The organism is Pseudomonas sp. GNP012 (genome assembly GCF_054343835.1).
Genome location: NZ_JBTGUU010000001.1, coordinates 3,193,609 through 3,209,727 on the forward strand (window position 1 = coordinate 3,193,609; position 16,119 = coordinate 3,209,727).

Here is a 16,119-nt window from a genome sequence, read left to right on the forward strand (position 1 = left end):
AACCGGGACTACTTTTAACACTGCGTCCCGGCTTTTATAAACACGGTGCGCACTGAATATATGTAACACGCAGGGCATTGTACGGGTTTGTACGCACGACGCCATGCTTGAGACCCTTGGGTGTAGCATAGTCAACAGCACATGACATGCTATTCAATTTGAGCATGCATTGTCTTTTGTGACAAAGGCTTATGAGGTGTTTTTATGAGCGAAGCGAAGCATTCCCGCCTGATTGTCCTGGGCTCCGGCCCTGCCGGTTACAGCGCAGCCGTTTATGCCGCCCGCGCCAACCTCAAGCCCGTTGTCATCACCGGCATACAGGCAGGTGGCCAGCTCACCACCACCGTCGAAGTCGATAACTGGCCAGGCGACGTAGAAGGCCTGACCGGCCCCGTGCTGATGGAGCGCATGCAAAAACACGCCGAGCGCTTTGCCACCGAGATCGTTTACGACCACATCCATACCGCCAAGTTGCAACAACGGCCATTCGAGCTGATTGGCGATGGCGGCACCTACACCTGCGACGCCCTGATCATTGCCACGGGCGCCAGCGCGCAATACCTGGGCCTGCCGTCGGAGGAAGCCTTTGCTGGCAAAGGGGTGTCGGCGTGCGCGACCTGTGACGGGTTCTTCTATCGCAACCAGGTGGTCGCGGTGGTCGGCGGCGGCAACACGGCGGTCGAGGAAGCCTTGTACCTGTCGAACATCGCCAAGGAAGTGCACCTGATCCATCGACGCGACAAACTGCGCTCGGAGAAAATCCTCCAAGACAAACTCTTCGAAAAAGCCGCCAACGGCAATATTCGCCTGCATTGGAACCAGAATCTGGACGAAGTGCTCGGCGATGCCAGTGGCGTGACCGGGGCCCGTCTGCGGGACAGCCAAACGGGTGAAACCACAGAGCTGCCGCTGACCGGGGTGTTTATCGCCATCGGCCACAAACCCAACACTGACCTGTTCATCGGGCAACTGGAAATGCGCGACGGGTATCTGCTGGTCAAGGGCGGCAGCGAAGGCGATGCTACCGCCACGGCGATTGCAGGTGTGTTTGCCGCCGGCGACGTGGCCGATCATGTTTATCGCCAGGCCGTTACGTCTGCCGGGGCCGGTTGCATGGCGGCGCTGGACGCCGAAAAATACCTCGACGACATTCCTGCCGTTTGAAGGCAAACTTTACGGCGGGCAAACGCCCGCCACTGCCCTCCCCTTCTGCAAGCCCGGATGCCATGCTGACTTGGTTACAACGCAACACCTTGCATTTCCCACCGCTGGAAAAGGCCATGCGCGACCCCAACGGGCTGCTGGCTGCCGGTGGTGACCTGTCCGCCGATCGGCTGATCTCGGCTTATCGCCACGGCTGCTTCCCATGGTTTTCCGAAGGCCAGCCGATTCTCTGGTGGTCTCCGGACCCGCGCACGGTTCTGTTTCCCGACGAATTGCACGTCTCGCGCAGCCTGAACAAACTGCTGCGCCAGCAACGCTATCAAGTGACCTTCGACCAGGACTTCGCCGCCGTCATCCGCGCTTGTGCGGCTCCCCGGGATTACGCCGACGGCACCTGGATCACCGAAGCGATGCAAGAGGCCTACATCGAACTGCACAGGCGTGGTCACGCGCACTCGGTGGAAGTGTGGGACGGGGAGGAACTGGTCGGCGGCCTGTATGGCCTGGCGATGGGCCGGTTGTTTTTTGGCGAGTCCATGTTCAGTCGCGCTGACAACGCCTCGAAATTCGGCTTTGCCACCCTGGTCCGACATCTGAAAGACTCGGGGTTTGTACTGATTGATTGCCAGATGCCGACCGATCACCTGCACAGCCTCGGAGCCCGGGCCATCCCCCGCCGTGAGTTTGCCAGCTATCTGGCCGGATATCTGGACCAACCCAACCATGCCACCTGGGTTTGCTGAGCGACATTTGCGCGCGTGGCTTACACTTATTCAAAAGCATTATCCCGAGGGTTGATCATGACCGAGTTGGCGCGTTTGAAGTTCTATGCCACTCAGCCGCACTCTTGCAGTTATCTGCCCGATGAGCAGGCCACAACCCTGTTCCTCGACCCTAGCCAGCCCATGGATGTGCATGTCTATGCAGACCTGTCGGAGATGGGGTTTCGTCGCAGTGGCGATCATCTCTACCGGCCGCATTGCCAGAATTGCAATGCCTGCGTTCCGGCGCGCATTCCCGTGGGGCAGTTCACGCCCAACCGGCAACAGAAACGAATCTTCAAGCGCAACACCGACTTGCAGGTGCGTCCGGCCAAGCCCCGCTTCAACGAAGAGTACTTCGAGCTTTACCAGCGCTACATCGAACAGCGTCACGCCGATGGCGACATGTACCCGCCAAGTCGCGACCAGTTTTCGACCTTCCTGGTGCGAGACCTGCCGTTTTCAAGGTTTTATGAGTTTCGCCTGAACGGCCAGCTGCTGGCCGTCGCCGTCACCGATTTGCTGCCGAACGGTCTTTCGGCGGTCTACACCTTCTACGAGCCAGCCGAAGAGCGTCGCAGCCTTGGGCGCTATGCAATCCTGTGGCAAATCGCCGAGGCCAGGCGACTGGGGCTGGAGGCGGTCTACCTCGGCTACTGGATCAAAAACTGCAAAAAAATGAATTACAAGACTCAATATCGCCCTATTGAGTTGCTGATTAATCAGCGCTGGGTGGTTCTAAACTAGAGACGCCCCTAAACCCCTTGGCTTAAACCCCTCTTTTCGGGCACAATGCACGCCGCTTTTGCCTGGCGCAGTTGCACCGGGCCATTCATTGGACACCGAGGGCTTTACTGCATGTCGAAAGAAGACAGCTTCGAAATGGAAGGCACTGTCGTCGACACCCTGCCCAACACCATGTTTCGTGTGGAGTTGGAAAATGGGCACGTCGTAACCGCGCACATCTCCGGCAAGATGCGCAAGAACTACATCCGTATTCTTACCGGCGACAAAGTGCGCGTAGAGCTGACTCCCTATGACTTGAGCAAAGGGCGCATCACTTACCGCGCCCGCTAATCTGGTCAATACAAGACGCCCGGCTTATGCCGGGCGTTTTTGTTTGTGCGCGATTTAGCTGCCATCACACCAAACCCTGTGGGAGCGGGCTTGCTCGCGAATGCGATCTGTCTGACACAGGGATGCTGGATATGCCGACGCTTTCGCGAGCAAGCCCGCCCCCACACTGGATTTGTGCATGACCTACAGACAACAAAAAGGCGCCTTTCGGCGCCTTTTTGCTTTGTTGCGATTAAACGTCAGGCCATCTCGGCCGTGGTCTCGAACTCGAAGGTCAGCTCGCCATCCTTGATGTCGATGTGCACCACACCGCCATGTTCGGCCAGTTCGCCAAAGAGAATCTCCTCCGCCAGTGGACGCTTGATCTTGTCCTGGATCAGGCGAGCCATTGGGCGAGCACCCATCGCCGCGTCGTAGCCACCTTCGGCCAGCCAGCTGCGGGCCGCATCGGTGACTTCCAGCAACACTCGCTTGTCTTCCAACTGCGCCTGAAGTTCGGTAAGGAACTTGTCCACCACGCTCTTGATGACCTCATGACTGAGGCGACCAAACTGGATAATGGTGTCCAGACGGTTACGGAATTCCGGCGTGAAGCTCTTCTTGATCACTTCCATCGCATCGGACGAGTGGTCCTGGAAGGTGAAACCGATCGAAGCACGAGCAGCTGTCTCGGCACCGGCGTTGGTCGTCATGATGACGATCACGTTACGGAAATCCGCCTTGCGCCCGTTGTTATCGGTCAAGGTACCGTGATCCATGACCTGCAGCAGCAGGTTGAAGACTTCCGGATGCGCTTTCTCGATTTCATCGAGCAACAGCACGCAGTGTGGCTGTTTGGTGATGGCTTCGGTCAGCAGACCGCCCTGGTCGAACCCGACATAGCCCGGAGGCGCACCGATCAGACGCGATACGGTGTGGCGCTCCATGTACTCGGACATGTCGAAGCGAATCAGCTCGACACCCAGCGCCTTGGCCAACTGACGCGCCGCTTCGGTTTTACCGACACCGGTAGGCCCTGCGAACAGGAACGAACCGACAGGCTTGTCAGGGGACTTGAGGCCCGCACGGGACAACTTGATCGCGGTTGCCAGCGAGTCGATCGCGGCATCCTGACCAAATACGGTCAACTTCAGGTCACGCTCGAGGTTACGCAGCAGTTCCTTGTCGGAGCTGGTGACGTGTTTTGGCGGAATCCGCGCGATTTTCGCGACGATGTCCTCGACCTGAGGCACTTCGATGCGCTTGACACGCATCTCGACCGGTTGCAGGCGCTGGTAGGCACCCGCTTCGTCGATCACATCGATCGCCTTGTCCGGCATGTGACGATCGTTGATGTAACGCGAAGCCAGTTCGGCAGCCGCGCGCAGGGCTTCATCGCTGTATTCGATATTGTGATGGCTTTCGAAACGCCCCTTCAGGCCGCGCAGAATGCCGATGGTGTCTTCAACCGAAGGCTCCGACACATCGACCTTCTGGAAACGCCGGGCCAAGGCACGGTCCTTCTCGAAGATGCCGCGAAATTCCTGGAAGGTGGTCGATCCGATGCAACGGATATCACCCGAGGACAGCAGCGGCTTGAGCAGGTTCGAGGCATCCATGACGCCACCGGACGCAGCACCCGCACCAATGATGGTGTGGATCTCGTCGATGAACAGGATCGCCTGCGGCCGTTTCTTCAGCTCATTGAGCAACGCCTTGAAGCGCTTCTCGAAATCGCCACGGTATTTGGTACCGGCCAGCAAGGCACCCAGATCAAGGGAGTAAACCACGCTGTTGGCCAGCAGGTCCGGCACCTGGTTGTCGACAATGCGCTTGGCCAGGCCTTCGGCGATCGCGGTTTTACCCACGCCCGCCTCGCCCACCAGCAGCGGGTTGTTTTTGCGCCGACGCGCCAGGATCTGTGCGACACGTTCGACTTCCAGCTCACGTCCCACCAACGGATCGATACGTCCCTGGCGCGCGAGTTCGTTGAGGTTGCTGGCATAAGCATCCAGAGGATTGCCCGAGGAAGAAGACTCACCGCCCTCGTCGTCCTGCATATCTTGCTCACCTTCAGAGTGATCGCCATGCCCCGGCACCTTGGAAATGCCATGGGCGATGTAGTTGACGACATCTATGCGGGCAACGCTCTGCTGTTTCAGCAGGAACACCGCCTGACTCTCTTGCTCACTGAAGATCGCGACCAGCACGTTGGCACCAGTCACTTCGCGTTTGCCCGAGCTCTGTACGTGAAACACAGCACGTTGCAGTACACGCTGGAAGCCCAGGGTTGGCTGGGTTTCGCGATCCTCGTCATGCACGGGGATCAATGGCGTGGTGGAGTCGATGAACTCCTGCAGGTCATGCTTGAGTTTGTCGAGGTTTGCGCCGCACGCGCGCAGAACGGTGGCGGCAGCCTCATTGTCCAATAGGGCCAGCAGGAGGTGTTCGACGGTCATGAACTCATGACGCTTCGAACGGGCTTCCTTGAAGGCAAGATTGAGGGTGACTTCGAGCTCGCGGTTTAACATAGCTTCACCTCATACCCAAGTGGTCGGCGATTAACCGTCCTTCTCGATTTCACAGAGTAGCGGATGCTGGCTTTCCCTGGCGTACTGGTTGACCTGCATGGCCTTGGTCTCCGCGATGTCGCGGGTAAACACTCCACATACTGCCCGTCCTTCTGTATGGACGGCCAGCATGACCTTGGTCGCCAGCTCGCGATTCAGGTTAAAAAACACCTCGAGCACTTCGACGACGAAATCCATCGGTGTGTAGTCATCATTGAACAAAACCACCTTGTACATTGGCGGCGCCTGTAGAGCAGGCTTTGCCTCCTGAACAGCAATGCCTGCGGAATCGTCGTCGTGTAAATCAGGGCGATCCTGATTGAATGTTAGTCGAATCTGGCTGATTGCATGCATGGAAAGAAAGGTTCGTCAGTTGTTCAAATACAGTGGTGGGGGCGGCTATCAGCGATTTCAACTCCGACTGCCGGTCAGCTTGACTATCGGCAAAAGGGTGTTACAACCAATAGAGCCCACAGTGGGTAAAAAAGGTCCGCGGAGTCAAACTTATTTACAGGTTCGACTGCGGATGTAGTGGATGATACTCCAGTGATGGAGTCTGTTGCAGAGGGAGTTGGGTATGGCAGTCGGCAAGGTGAAGTGGTTCAACAACGCCAAGGGTTACGGATTCATCAACGAGGAAGGCAAGACAGAGGATCTGTTTGCCCACTACTCGGCCATAAAAATGGAAGGATATAAAACCCTGAAAGCCGGGCAAGCTGTCGTATTCGAGATCATCCAGGGGCCCAAAGGCCTTCACGCGGTCAACATCGTTAACCCGGTGGACGCCTCGAAAACCGCGACACCGTCACCTGAGCAGACCGTTTCGGTTTAATACCGCCGCGTCATCCAGTCATAAAAAAACCGCCTGGCTCAACTTCTTGAATCAGGCGGTTTTTGTGTACCTGCGTGTTCTTACATGTGCGAGATCAGCGCATCACCGAAACCGGAAGACGACACCAGTTTCGCCCCTTCCATCAGACGCTCGAAATCATAGGTCACGGTCTTGGCGGAAATCGCGCCATTGGTGCCCTTGATGATCAGGTCGGCCGCTTCGGTCCAGCCCATGTGGCGCAGCATCATTTCAGCGGAGAGGATCAGCGAACCCGGGTTGACCTGGTCCTTGCCGGCGTACTTCGGCGCCGTACCGTGGGTGGCTTCGAACATGGCCACTGTGTCGGACAGGTTGGCCCCCGGTGCAATACCGATACCGCCCACTTCCGCCGCCAGGGCGTCGGAGAGGTAGTCACCATTCAGGTTCAGGGTCGCAATCACATCGTATTCGGCCGGGCGCAGCAGGATCTGCTGGAGCATGGCGTCGGCGATGGCATCCTTGACGATGACGTTCTTGCCGGTTTTCGGGTTCTTGAACTGCATCCACGGACCGCCGTCGAGCAGGGTCGCGCCGAACTCTTCAGCCGCCACTTCGTAGGCCCATTCCTTGAAGGCACCTTCGGTGAACTTCATGATGTTGCCTTTGTGCACGATGGTCAGCGAATCGCGATCGTTGTCGACCACATATTGCAGGGCCTTGCGCGCCAGACGCTTGGTGCCTTGCAGCGAAACCGGCTTGACACCGATACCGCAGTTCTCGTCGAAACGGATCTTGGTGACGCCCATTTCTTCTTTAAGAAACTTGATGACCTTGGTGGCTTCCGGCGTACCGGCCTTCCACTCGATGCCGGCGTAGATGTCTTCGGAGTTCTCGCGGAAGATGGTCATGTCGACATCACCCGGCTTCTTGACCGGGCTGGGCACGCCTTCGAACCAGCGCACCGGGCGCAGGCAGACGTACAGATCGAGTTGCTGACGCAGGGCCACGTTCAGCGAACGGATGCCGCCACCGACCGGGGTGGTCAGCGGGCCCTTGATGGAAACCACGTAATCCTTGACCGCGTCCAGGGTCTCCTGAGGCAGCCAGGTGTCCTGATCGTAGACCTGAGTCGCTTTTTCCCCGGCGTACACCTCCATCCAGGAAATCTTGCGCTCGCCACCATAAGCCTTCTTAACTGCAGCATCGACAACCTTGATCATGACCGGGCTGATGTCGACGCCAATGCCGTCGCCTTCGATGAAGGGGATGATCGGGTTATTAGGAACATTGAGAGAATGGTCTGCATTGACGGTGATTTTGTCGCCGACGACTGGAACCTGAATCTTCTTGTAACCCATGCTGAACTCCATTGATTGGATTGAACATCTGGCTTGGTTCGAGCGTAACCCAGTTGAATCGGCGCGCAAACCCTATGTTCTATCCATATGCCGCAAAGCCGCACAACCAGCGACCTACAAGCCTGAAAGCAAAGGGAAAAACGCCAAACTCAAGCACGACGAATGACCTTACGCCCTCCTCGCCCCTGCGACCTTTAGACCAATGGACGACATTCGTTGCGTATGAACCATCGGCAGATTGCCAGCTACCTATGTATAATGCCGCCGCTGACTAAAGGGTCACGACGGACTGAACAGCTCTACGATGAGTGTTTACGCCTGATTAGCCGGTCTGTTACCGCAGCCCGACTGCATGACGCCCTACTGATGCACCCAACATCACAGCAACGAAACCTCGATATTCGGCTCATGGATGACTTTGAACGAACGCGCTTACCCGGCGCCCTCGAGTTTCTGCGCACGCTTTAGCAAAGAAGAGAGAGTTAATCCGAATATGCCCACCCGCTCGAAGATCATCTATACCTTCACCGACGAAGCTCCTGCCCTCGCCACCTATTCACTGTTGCCTATCGTAGAGGCCTTCACCGCCTCGGCTGATATCGCCGTTGAAACCCGCGATATCTCTCTTGCAGGGCGCATCCTGGCCAGCTTCCCCGAGCAACTGGGTGACAAAGCCGTAGCCGACCACCTCGCCGAACTGGGCGCCCTGGCCGTTACGCCTGAAGCCAACATCATCAAGCTGCCGAACATCAGTGCTTCGGTTCCACAACTGCAAGCCGCGATCAAAGAGCTGCAAGCCCAGGGCTACAACCTGCCGGACTACCCGGAAACCGTGACCTGCGACGCCGACAAAGAAGCCAAGGCGCGCTACGACAAGGTCAAGGGCAGCGCCGTGAACCCGGTTCTGCGTGAAGGCAACTCCGACCGCCGCGCTCCGCTGTCGGTCAAGAACTACGCGCGCAAGCACCCGCACAAAATGGGCGCCTGGGCCAAGGACTCCAAGTCCCACGTTGCGCACATGAGCACCGGCGATTTCTACGGCAGCGAAAAAGCCGCCCTGATCGACGCCGCTGACGCCGTCAAAATCGAACTGATCGCTCAAGACGGCACCGCCACCGTCCTGAAAGAAAAGACCAGCGTACAAGCCGGTGAGATCCTCGATTGCGCGGTCATGAGCAAAAACGCCCTGCGCCGCTTCATCGCCGCCGAAATCGAAGACGCCAAGGCACAAGGCGTGCTGCTGTCGGTTCACCTGAAAGCCACCATGATGAAGGTCTCCGACCCGATCATGTTCGGCCAGATCGTTGCCGAGTTCTATAAAGACGCACTGGCCAAGCACGCTGACGTGCTGGCACAGATCGGCTTCAACCTGAACAACGGCATCGGCGACCTGTACGCTCGCATCAAGGCCCTGCCTGCTGAACAGCAAGCGGCCATCGAAGCTGACATCCAGGCGGTCTACGCCGCTCGCCCTTCCCTGGCGATGGTCAACTCCGACAAAGGCATCACCAACCTGCACGTACCGAGCGACGTGATCGTCGACGCCTCGATGCCGGCGATGATCCGTGACTCCGGCAAGATGTGGGGCACCGACGGCCAGCTGCACGACACCAAGGCCGTGATCCCGGATCGTTGCTACGCCACCATCTACCAGGCTGTGATCGAAGATTGCAAAGCCAATGGCGCATTCGACCCGACCACCATGGGCAGCGTGCCGAACGTTGGCCTGATGGCGAAGAAAGCCGAAGAATATGGCTCCCACGACAAGACCTTCCAGATCAAGGCTGACGGCGTTGTTCGCGTCACCGACAGCAAGGGCAACCTGCTGTTGGAGCAGTCGGTCGAAGCCGGCGACATCTTCCGCATGTGCCAGACCAAAGATGCACCGATCCAGGACTGGGTCAAACTGGCAGTCAACCGTGCTCGCGCCAGCAGCACTCCAGCGATTTTCTGGCTGGACCCAATGCGCGCCCACGACGGCGTGGTGATCGAGAAAGTTCAGGCTTACCTGAAGGATCACGACACCGCCGGCCTGGACATCCAGATCATGTCGCCGGTCGACGCCATGAAGTTCACCCTGCAGCGCACCCGCGAAGGTAAAGACACCATCTCGGTGACCGGCAACGTACTGCGCGACTACCTGACCGACCTGTTCCCGATCATGGAACTGGGCACCAGCGCCAAGATGCTGTCGATCGTGCCGCTGATGAACGGCGGTGGCCTGTTCGAAACCGGCGCCGGCGGTTCGGCTCCGAAGCACGTTCAGCAATTGCTGGAAGAGAACTTCCTACGCTGGGATTCGCTGGGTGAGTTCCTGGCCCTGGCCGCGTCCCTGGAACACCTGGGCGTGACCTACAACAATCCAAAGGCGCTGGTACTGGCCAAGACCCTGGACCAGGCCACCGGCCAGTTCCTGGACAACAACAAGTCGCCATCGCGCAAAGTCGGCAACATCGACAACCGCGGCAGCCACTTCTACCTGGCGCTGTACTGGGCTCAAGCCCTGGCCGCCCAGACCGAAGACGCTGCACTGCAAGCGCAGTTCGCGACCCTGGCCAAAACCCTGACCGAGAACGAGGCGACCATCGTTGCCGAACTCAACGCCGTTCAGGGCAAGTCAGTGGACATCGGCGGTTACTACCACGCCGACGCCGAGCTGATCAGCAAGGCCATGCGCCCAAGCGCAACCTTCAACGCGGCGGTTGCAGCGCTGGTTTAAGGTTGTAAGGGAACATCACAAACCCCGGCCATGTGCCGGGGTTTGTGTTTGTGGCCCATACATATTTTTATCGGTGAAATCCGATCCAATGTGGGAGCGGGCTTGCTCGCGAAAGGGGTTTATCATTCAACATCTTTATTGACTGACCCACCGCTTTCGCGAGCAAGCCCGCTCCCACAGGGACAGCATTTCAACTTCGAGGAGATCTCATGGACTGGAAACCCCACATCACCGTCGCCACCATCGTCGAAGACAATGGCCGCTTCCTGATGGTCGAAGAACTCAAGCACGGTCGCGTGGTGCTCAACCAGCCCGCAGGGCATCTCGATCCGGACGAAACCCTGACCGAAGCCGCCGTGCGCGAAACCCTCGAGGAAACCGGCTGGGACGTCGAACCGACCGGCGTACTGGGCATTTACCTCTACACCGCCCCGAGCAACGGCGTAACCTACCAGCGGGTCTGCTTCATCGCAAAACCGCTGAAACACCACCCTGATTATCAACTGGACGACGGCATCGTCGGCGCCAAGTGGTTGACCCGCGAGGAATTAATCGAGCAGCGCGGCAACTGGCGCAGCGAGCTGATCATGCGCTGCATCGATGACTATCTGGCAGGCATTCACTTCGGCCTTGCATTGATCCGTCCTTCTCTTTAGCCATGCAGGCTCCGGCCTGTTAGAATCGCGTCCTTTTTCAAGACACTCATTGAATCCCTATGCGTGATCCAGCCCCTTCTGACACACAAAAGAAGCGCGTCATTGTCGGCATGTCCGGCGGCGTGGACTCTTCCGTTTCCGCCCTCCTGCTGATCGAGCAGGGCTATGAGGTGGAAGGCCTGTTCATGAAGAACTGGGAAGAAGACGATGGAACGGAATACTGCACCGCCATGGATGACCTGGCGGACGCCCAGGCCGTGTGCGACAAGATCGGCATCAAGCTGCACACCGCCAACTTCGCCGCCGAGTACTGGGACAATGTGTTCGAGCACTTCCTGGCCGAATACAAGGCCGGACGCACGCCGAACCCGGACATCCTGTGCAACCGCGAAATCAAGTTCAAGGCGTTCCTCGACTACGCCATGATGCTTGGCGCCGACCTGATCGCCACCGGCCACTACGTGCGTCGCCGCGACATCGATGGTCACACCGAACTGCTCAAGGGCCTGGATCCGAACAAGGACCAGAGCTACTTCCTGCACGCCGTCGGCGGCGAACAGATCGCCAAGACCCTGTTCCCGGTCGGCGAGCTGGAAAAACCGCAAGTGCGCGCGATTGCCGAAAAGTACGAGCTGGCAACCGCGAAGAAGAAGGACTCCACCGGGATCTGCTTTATCGGCGAGCGCCGTTTCAGCGACTTCCTCAAACAGTACCTGCCGGCACAACCGGGCGAGATCAAGACCACCGAAGGTGAAATCATCGGCCGTCATCACGGCCTGATGTATCACACCATCGGCCAGCGCCAGGGCCTGGGCATCGGCGGCCTGAAAGACGCCAGTGACGAGCCGTGGTACGTGTTGATCAAGGACCTGGAGCACAACGAGCTGATCGTTGGCCAGGGCAATGACCACCCGTGGCTGTTCTCCCGCGCCCTGCTCGCTTCCGATATCTACTGGGTCAACCCGATCGACTTGAGCCAGCCACGCAAGCTGACCGCCAAGGTTCGTTATCGTCAGAGCGACCAGCCCTGCACCCTGGAAAAAACCGCCACCGGTTATCGCGCGACCTTCGATGACCCGCAACGCGCGGTCACTCCAGGCCAGTCCGTGGTGTTCTACGACGGTGAGATCTGCCTCGGCGGCGGCGTGATTGAAGTAGCCGAGCCGTGGACGAGCAAGGGCCAGGCCCTATGAACCCGATTCAGGAGCAACTGACAGCACTGGGCGGCGTGTTTCTCGCCGCCGTGCTGGTGGACAGGATTGCCAAGAGCGGCCAGACCAACGAGGCCGGCCTGAGCTGCATGCTCGGCAGCCTGCTGATCCGCGACCCCAAGGACACCCTGGAAGTCTATGGCGGCGATGACATCAACCTGCGTGAAGGCTATCGCGCCCTGATCGGCGCCCTTGAGCGCGACCCAAGCACCCTGCAGCGCGAGCCGCTGCGCTATGCCCTGGCAATGCTCGGTCTTGAGCGCCAACTGGCCAAGCGCGAGGACATGCTCGAGGTGATCGGCAAGCGTTTGCCGCAGATCCAGTCCCAGGTCGAACACTTCGGCCCGGCACACGAAAACGTGATCGCCGCCTGCGGCGCGCTGTACCAGGATACTTTGAGCACCCTGCGCCAACGCATCCAGGTGCACGGCGACATGCGCAACCTGCAACAACCGAGCAACGCCTCGAAAATTCGTGCCCTGCTGCTGGCCGGCATCCGTTCTGCACGCCTGTGGCGGCAATTGGGCGGTCATCGCTGGCAGCTGGTGATCAGCCGTCGCAAATTGCTCAAAGAGCTTTACCCCTTGATGCGTAACGAATAACCCGCATCGACAGAATAGAACTTAGCAATACGCGTAATACGCCGGTCAGTTGGCGACGGACCGGCGGATTTTTTCATGTATGATACGCGCCCCATTTCGTTGCCCGACTGTCCGAGAACACCCCATGCAGCTCTCTTCGCTCACTGCGGTTTCCCCTGTTGACGGCCGCTACGCCGGCAAAACCCAGGCCCTGCGCCCAATTTTCAGCGAGTACGGCCTGATCCGTGCCCGCGTTCTGGTTGAAGTGCGCTGGCTCCAGCGCCTGGCCGCTCACCCTGCCATCAGCGAAGTGCCGGCGTTCTCCGCCGAAGCCAACGCTGTGCTCAACGCCCTGGCGGAAAACTTCTCTCTGGAGCACGCCGAGCGCGTCAAAGAGATCGAGCGCACCACCAACCACGACGTCAAGGCCATCGAATACCTGCTCAAAGAGCAAGCGGCCAAGCTGCCGGAGCTGGCCAAGGTCAGCGAGTTCATCCACTTTGCCTGCACCAGCGAGGACATCAACAACCTGTCCCACGCCCTGATGCTGCGCGAAGGCCGTGATGACGTGATGCTGCCGCTGATGCGCCAGACCGCCAACGCCATCCGCGAACTGGCCATCCGCTTCGCCGACGTGCCAATGCTGTCGCGCACCCACGGTCAACCGGCCTCGCCGACCACCCTGGGCAAAGAACTGGCGAACGTGGTTTACCGTCTGGAGCGCCAGATCGCTCAAGTCGCTGCCGTTCCGCTGCTGGGCAAGATCAACGGCGCTGTCGGCAACTACAACGCCCACCTGTCGGCCTACCCCGAGATCGACTGGGAAGCCAATGCCCGCGCCTTCATCGAAGACGAACTGGGCCTGGGTTTCAACCCGTACACCACGCAGATCGAACCGCACGACTACATTGCCGAACTGTTCGACGCGATCGCCCGCTTCAACACCATCCTGATCGACTTCGACCGCGACATCTGGGGCTACATCTCCCTGGGTTACTTCAAACAGCGCACCATCGCTGGCGAAATCGGTTCGTCGACCATGCCGCACAAGGTCAACCCGATCGACTTCGAAAACTCCGAAGGCAACCTGGGCATCGCCAACGCACTGTTCCAGCACCTGGCGAGCAAGCTGCCGATCTCCCGCTGGCAGCGCGACCTGACCGACTCCACCGTACTGCGCAACCTCGGCGTCGGCTTCGCCCACAGCGTGATCGCGTACGAAGCCAGCCTCAAGGGCATCAGCAAGCTTGAGCTCAACGAGCAGAAGATTGCCGCTGACCTGGACGCTTGCTGGGAAGTGTTGGCCGAGCCGATCCAGACCGTAATGCGTCGCTACAACATCGAAAACCCGTACGAAAAACTGAAAGAATTGACGCGCGGCAAGGGCATCAGCCCTGAAGCGCTGCAGACTTTCATCGACGGCCTGGACATGCCAGCCGCCGCCAAGGCCGAGCTGAAACTGCTCACCCCGGCGAACTACATCGGCAACGCTGTGGAACAAGCCAGACGCATCTGATCGATCGCTAGACCCTTTGAAGACGCCCGGCCGCGCCGGGCGTTTTTATTCCCGTCTGAAAAGTGCATTTTTTCAATAGGTTACACATGAATCCTGATATTCCTCTTCAACTTCTGGGCGGCATCACGGCACGGGAATTCCTGCGCGATTACTGGCAGAAAAAGCCGCTGTTGATCCGCCAGGCGATTCCTGATTTCGAAAGCCCGATCGACGCCGACGAACTGGCCGGCCTGGCGCTGGAAGAAGAAGTCGAATCGCGCCTGATCATCGAGAATGGCGAGCGTCCATGGGAGTTGCGTCGCGGCCCGTTCGCCGAAGATGAATTCAGCAAGCTGCCTGAATGTGACTGGACCCTGCTGGTTCAGGCCGTGGATCAATTCGTCCCGGAAGTCAGCGAACTGCTGGAAAATTTCCGCTTCCTGCCGAGCTGGCGCATCGACGACGTGATGATCAGCTACGCCGCACCAGGCGGCAGCGTGGGTCCGCACTTCGACAACTACGACGTGTTCCTGCTGCAAGGCCACGGCAAGCGCAACTGGAAGATCGGCCAGATGTGCAACACCGAGAGCCCGATGCTGGCCCACGCCGATCTGCGCATCCTCTCCGAATTCGAAGCCACCGATGAATGGGTGCTGGAACCAGGCGACATGCTCTACCTGCCGCCGCGCCTGGCCCACTGCGGCGTCGCCGTGGATGACTGCATGACCTACTCGGTCGGTTTTCGCGCGCCGAGCGCCGCTGAAGTGCTGACCCACTTCACCGACTTCCTCAGCCAGTTCCTGTCGGACGAAGAACGCTACACCGACGCCGACGCCTTGCCGACTGCCGATCCTCACCAGATCCAGCGCGATGCACTCGACCGCCTCAAAGGCCTGCTGGCCGAGCACATGAGCGACGAGCGCCTGCTGCTGACCTGGTTCGGCCAGTTCATGACCGAGCCACGCTACCCGGAACTGGTGGTGGGTCCGGAAGACGTCGAAGAAGAGGACTTCATGTCCGCCCTGGAGCAAGGCGCGATCCTGATTCGCAACCCGAGCGCGCGCCTGGCATGGTCCGAAGTCGATGACGACCTGCTGCTGTTCGCCAGCGGCCAGAGCCGCTACCTGCCGGGCAAACTGCGCGAACTGCTGAAGATGATCTGCGCCGCCGACGCGCTGCACGCCGACAACCTCGGCGAATGGTTGAGCGATGAAGACGGCCGCGGCCTGTTGTGCGAACTGGTCAAGCAAGGAAGCCTGGGGTTTGCCGATGAATAAGATTCACGTACGTGTCGCAGACTGGCAAAAGGACAACGCCGAGATTCGGCGCATTCGTGAAGCGGTGTTCGTTGCCGAGCAATCCGTTCCGCCAGAACTGGAATGGGACGCCGATGACATTGATGCAGTGCATTTCCTCGCTTACGAAGGCGACTTTCCAATCGGTACCGCCCGCCTGTTGCCCGATGGACATGTCGGCCGGGTGTCGGTACTCAAGGACTGGCGCGGCCTGAAAGTCGGCGATGCGCTGATGCAAGCGGTCATCGGCGAAGCCGAAGAGCGCGGACTCAAGCAGCAGATGCTCAGCGCCCAGGTACAAGCCACGGCGTTCTATGAGCGCCTGGGCTTTAACCTGGTCAGTGAGGAGTTCCTGGAAGCCGGGATTCCGCACGTGGACATGGTTCGGCATTCGGCCTGAGACCGAGCAGCCCCCATCGCGGGCAAGCCCGCCCCCACAAGG

General features: G+C 59.1%; 16 protein-coding genes. 13 read left to right on the forward strand and 3 right to left on the reverse strand.

Annotated elements, in window-relative coordinates; genetic code table 11:
• Positions 1-204 precede the first annotated feature (204 nt).
• The 4 genes from trxB (at position 205) to infA (ending at position 3,002) form a co-directional block, all read left to right on the forward strand.
• A complete protein-coding gene (gene trxB, locus ACXX83_RS14310) occupies positions 205-1,164 on the forward strand; it encodes a thioredoxin-disulfide reductase (RefSeq protein ID WP_217835699.1) in 960 nt (319 codons plus the stop codon).
• A 62-nt stretch (positions 1,165-1,226) separates the two neighbouring features.
• On the forward strand, positions 1,227-1,907 hold the full coding sequence (aat, locus tag ACXX83_RS14315; protein ID WP_217835700.1) for a leucyl/phenylalanyl-tRNA--protein transferase: 681 nt from the start codon (positions 1,227-1,229) through the stop codon (positions 1,905-1,907).
• 57 nt (positions 1,908-1,964) lie between these two features.
• A complete protein-coding gene (locus ACXX83_RS14320) occupies positions 1,965-2,672 on the forward strand; it encodes an arginyltransferase (protein WP_458548883.1) in 708 nt (235 codons plus the stop codon).
• 111 nt (positions 2,673-2,783) lie between these two features.
• On the forward strand, positions 2,784-3,002 hold the full coding sequence (gene infA, locus ACXX83_RS14325; RefSeq protein WP_002553999.1) for a translation initiation factor IF-1: 219 nt from the start codon (positions 2,784-2,786) through the stop codon (positions 3,000-3,002).
• A 239-nt stretch (positions 3,003-3,241) separates the two neighbouring features.
• On the opposite strand, the gene clpA is transcribed toward infA, so the two are convergent.
• Complete coding sequence (clpA, locus tag ACXX83_RS14330; protein WP_007972069.1) at positions 3,242-5,512, reverse strand: ATP-dependent Clp protease ATP-binding subunit ClpA; 2,271 nt, start codon at positions 5,510-5,512, stop codon at positions 3,242-3,244.
• A gap of 30 nt (positions 5,513-5,542) precedes the next feature.
• Complete coding sequence (gene clpS / locus ACXX83_RS14335; RefSeq protein ID WP_015094394.1) at positions 5,543-5,905, reverse strand: ATP-dependent Clp protease adapter ClpS; 363 nt, start codon at positions 5,903-5,905, stop codon at positions 5,543-5,545.
• 223 nt (positions 5,906-6,128) lie between these two features.
• Between clpS and cspD the strand changes: the two genes are divergently transcribed.
• Positions 6,129-6,383 carry a cold shock domain-containing protein CspD gene (gene cspD / locus ACXX83_RS14340; RefSeq protein ID WP_458548889.1) on the forward strand — a complete coding sequence of 85 codons (255 nt, stop codon included), beginning with the start codon at positions 6,129-6,131 and terminating at the stop codon, positions 6,381-6,383.
• 80 nt (positions 6,384-6,463) lie between these two features.
• On the opposite strand, the gene icd is transcribed toward cspD, so the two are convergent.
• On the reverse strand, positions 6,464-7,720 hold the full coding sequence (gene icd / locus ACXX83_RS14345) for an NADP-dependent isocitrate dehydrogenase (protein WP_458548891.1): 1,257 nt from the start codon (positions 7,718-7,720) through the stop codon (positions 6,464-6,466).
• Here icd and ACXX83_RS14350 point away from each other — a divergent pair.
• The 8 genes from ACXX83_RS14350 to ACXX83_RS14385 all read left to right on the forward strand — a co-directional run bounded on the left by ACXX83_RS14350 (position 7,719) and on the right by ACXX83_RS14385 (position 16,077).
• Positions 7,719-7,886 carry a hypothetical protein gene (locus ACXX83_RS14350; RefSeq protein ID WP_172435730.1) on the forward strand — a complete coding sequence of 56 codons (168 nt, stop codon included), beginning with the start codon at positions 7,719-7,721 and terminating at the stop codon, positions 7,884-7,886. The genes icd and ACXX83_RS14350 overlap by 2 nt on opposite strands.
• Positions 7,887-8,213: 327 nt before the next feature.
• Positions 8,214-10,439, forward strand: a complete 2,226-nt coding sequence (locus ACXX83_RS14355) for an NADP-dependent isocitrate dehydrogenase (protein ID WP_458548893.1) — start codon at positions 8,214-8,216, stop codon at positions 10,437-10,439.
• 209 nt (positions 10,440-10,648) lie between these two features.
• On the forward strand, positions 10,649-11,095 hold the full coding sequence (locus ACXX83_RS14360; RefSeq protein ID WP_015094391.1) for an NUDIX hydrolase: 447 nt from the start codon (positions 10,649-10,651) through the stop codon (positions 11,093-11,095).
• A gap of 59 nt (positions 11,096-11,154) precedes the next feature.
• The gene (mnmA, locus tag ACXX83_RS14365; protein ID WP_458548895.1) at positions 11,155-12,288 is read left to right on the forward strand and encodes a tRNA 2-thiouridine(34) synthase MnmA; all 1,134 of its coding nucleotides are present in this window, start codon (positions 11,155-11,157) and stop codon (positions 12,286-12,288) included.
• A complete protein-coding gene (gene hflD, locus ACXX83_RS14370) occupies positions 12,285-12,908 on the forward strand; it encodes a high frequency lysogenization protein HflD (RefSeq protein ID WP_015094390.1) in 624 nt (207 codons plus the stop codon). Before mnmA ends, hflD begins: the two co-directional genes overlap by 4 nt.
• Positions 12,909-13,032: 124 nt before the next feature.
• The gene (gene purB / locus ACXX83_RS14375; RefSeq protein WP_015094389.1) at positions 13,033-14,403 is read left to right on the forward strand and encodes an adenylosuccinate lyase; all 1,371 of its coding nucleotides are present in this window, start codon (positions 13,033-13,035) and stop codon (positions 14,401-14,403) included.
• A gap of 86 nt (positions 14,404-14,489) precedes the next feature.
• A complete protein-coding gene (locus ACXX83_RS14380; protein ID WP_458548898.1) occupies positions 14,490-15,659 on the forward strand; it encodes a ribosomal protein uL16 3-hydroxylase in 1,170 nt (389 codons plus the stop codon).
• A complete protein-coding gene (locus ACXX83_RS14385) occupies positions 15,652-16,077 on the forward strand; it encodes a GNAT family N-acetyltransferase (protein WP_217835703.1) in 426 nt (141 codons plus the stop codon). The genes ACXX83_RS14380 and ACXX83_RS14385 overlap by 8 nt, the downstream gene beginning before the upstream one ends.
• The last annotated feature ends 42 nt before the right edge of the window (positions 16,078-16,119 follow it).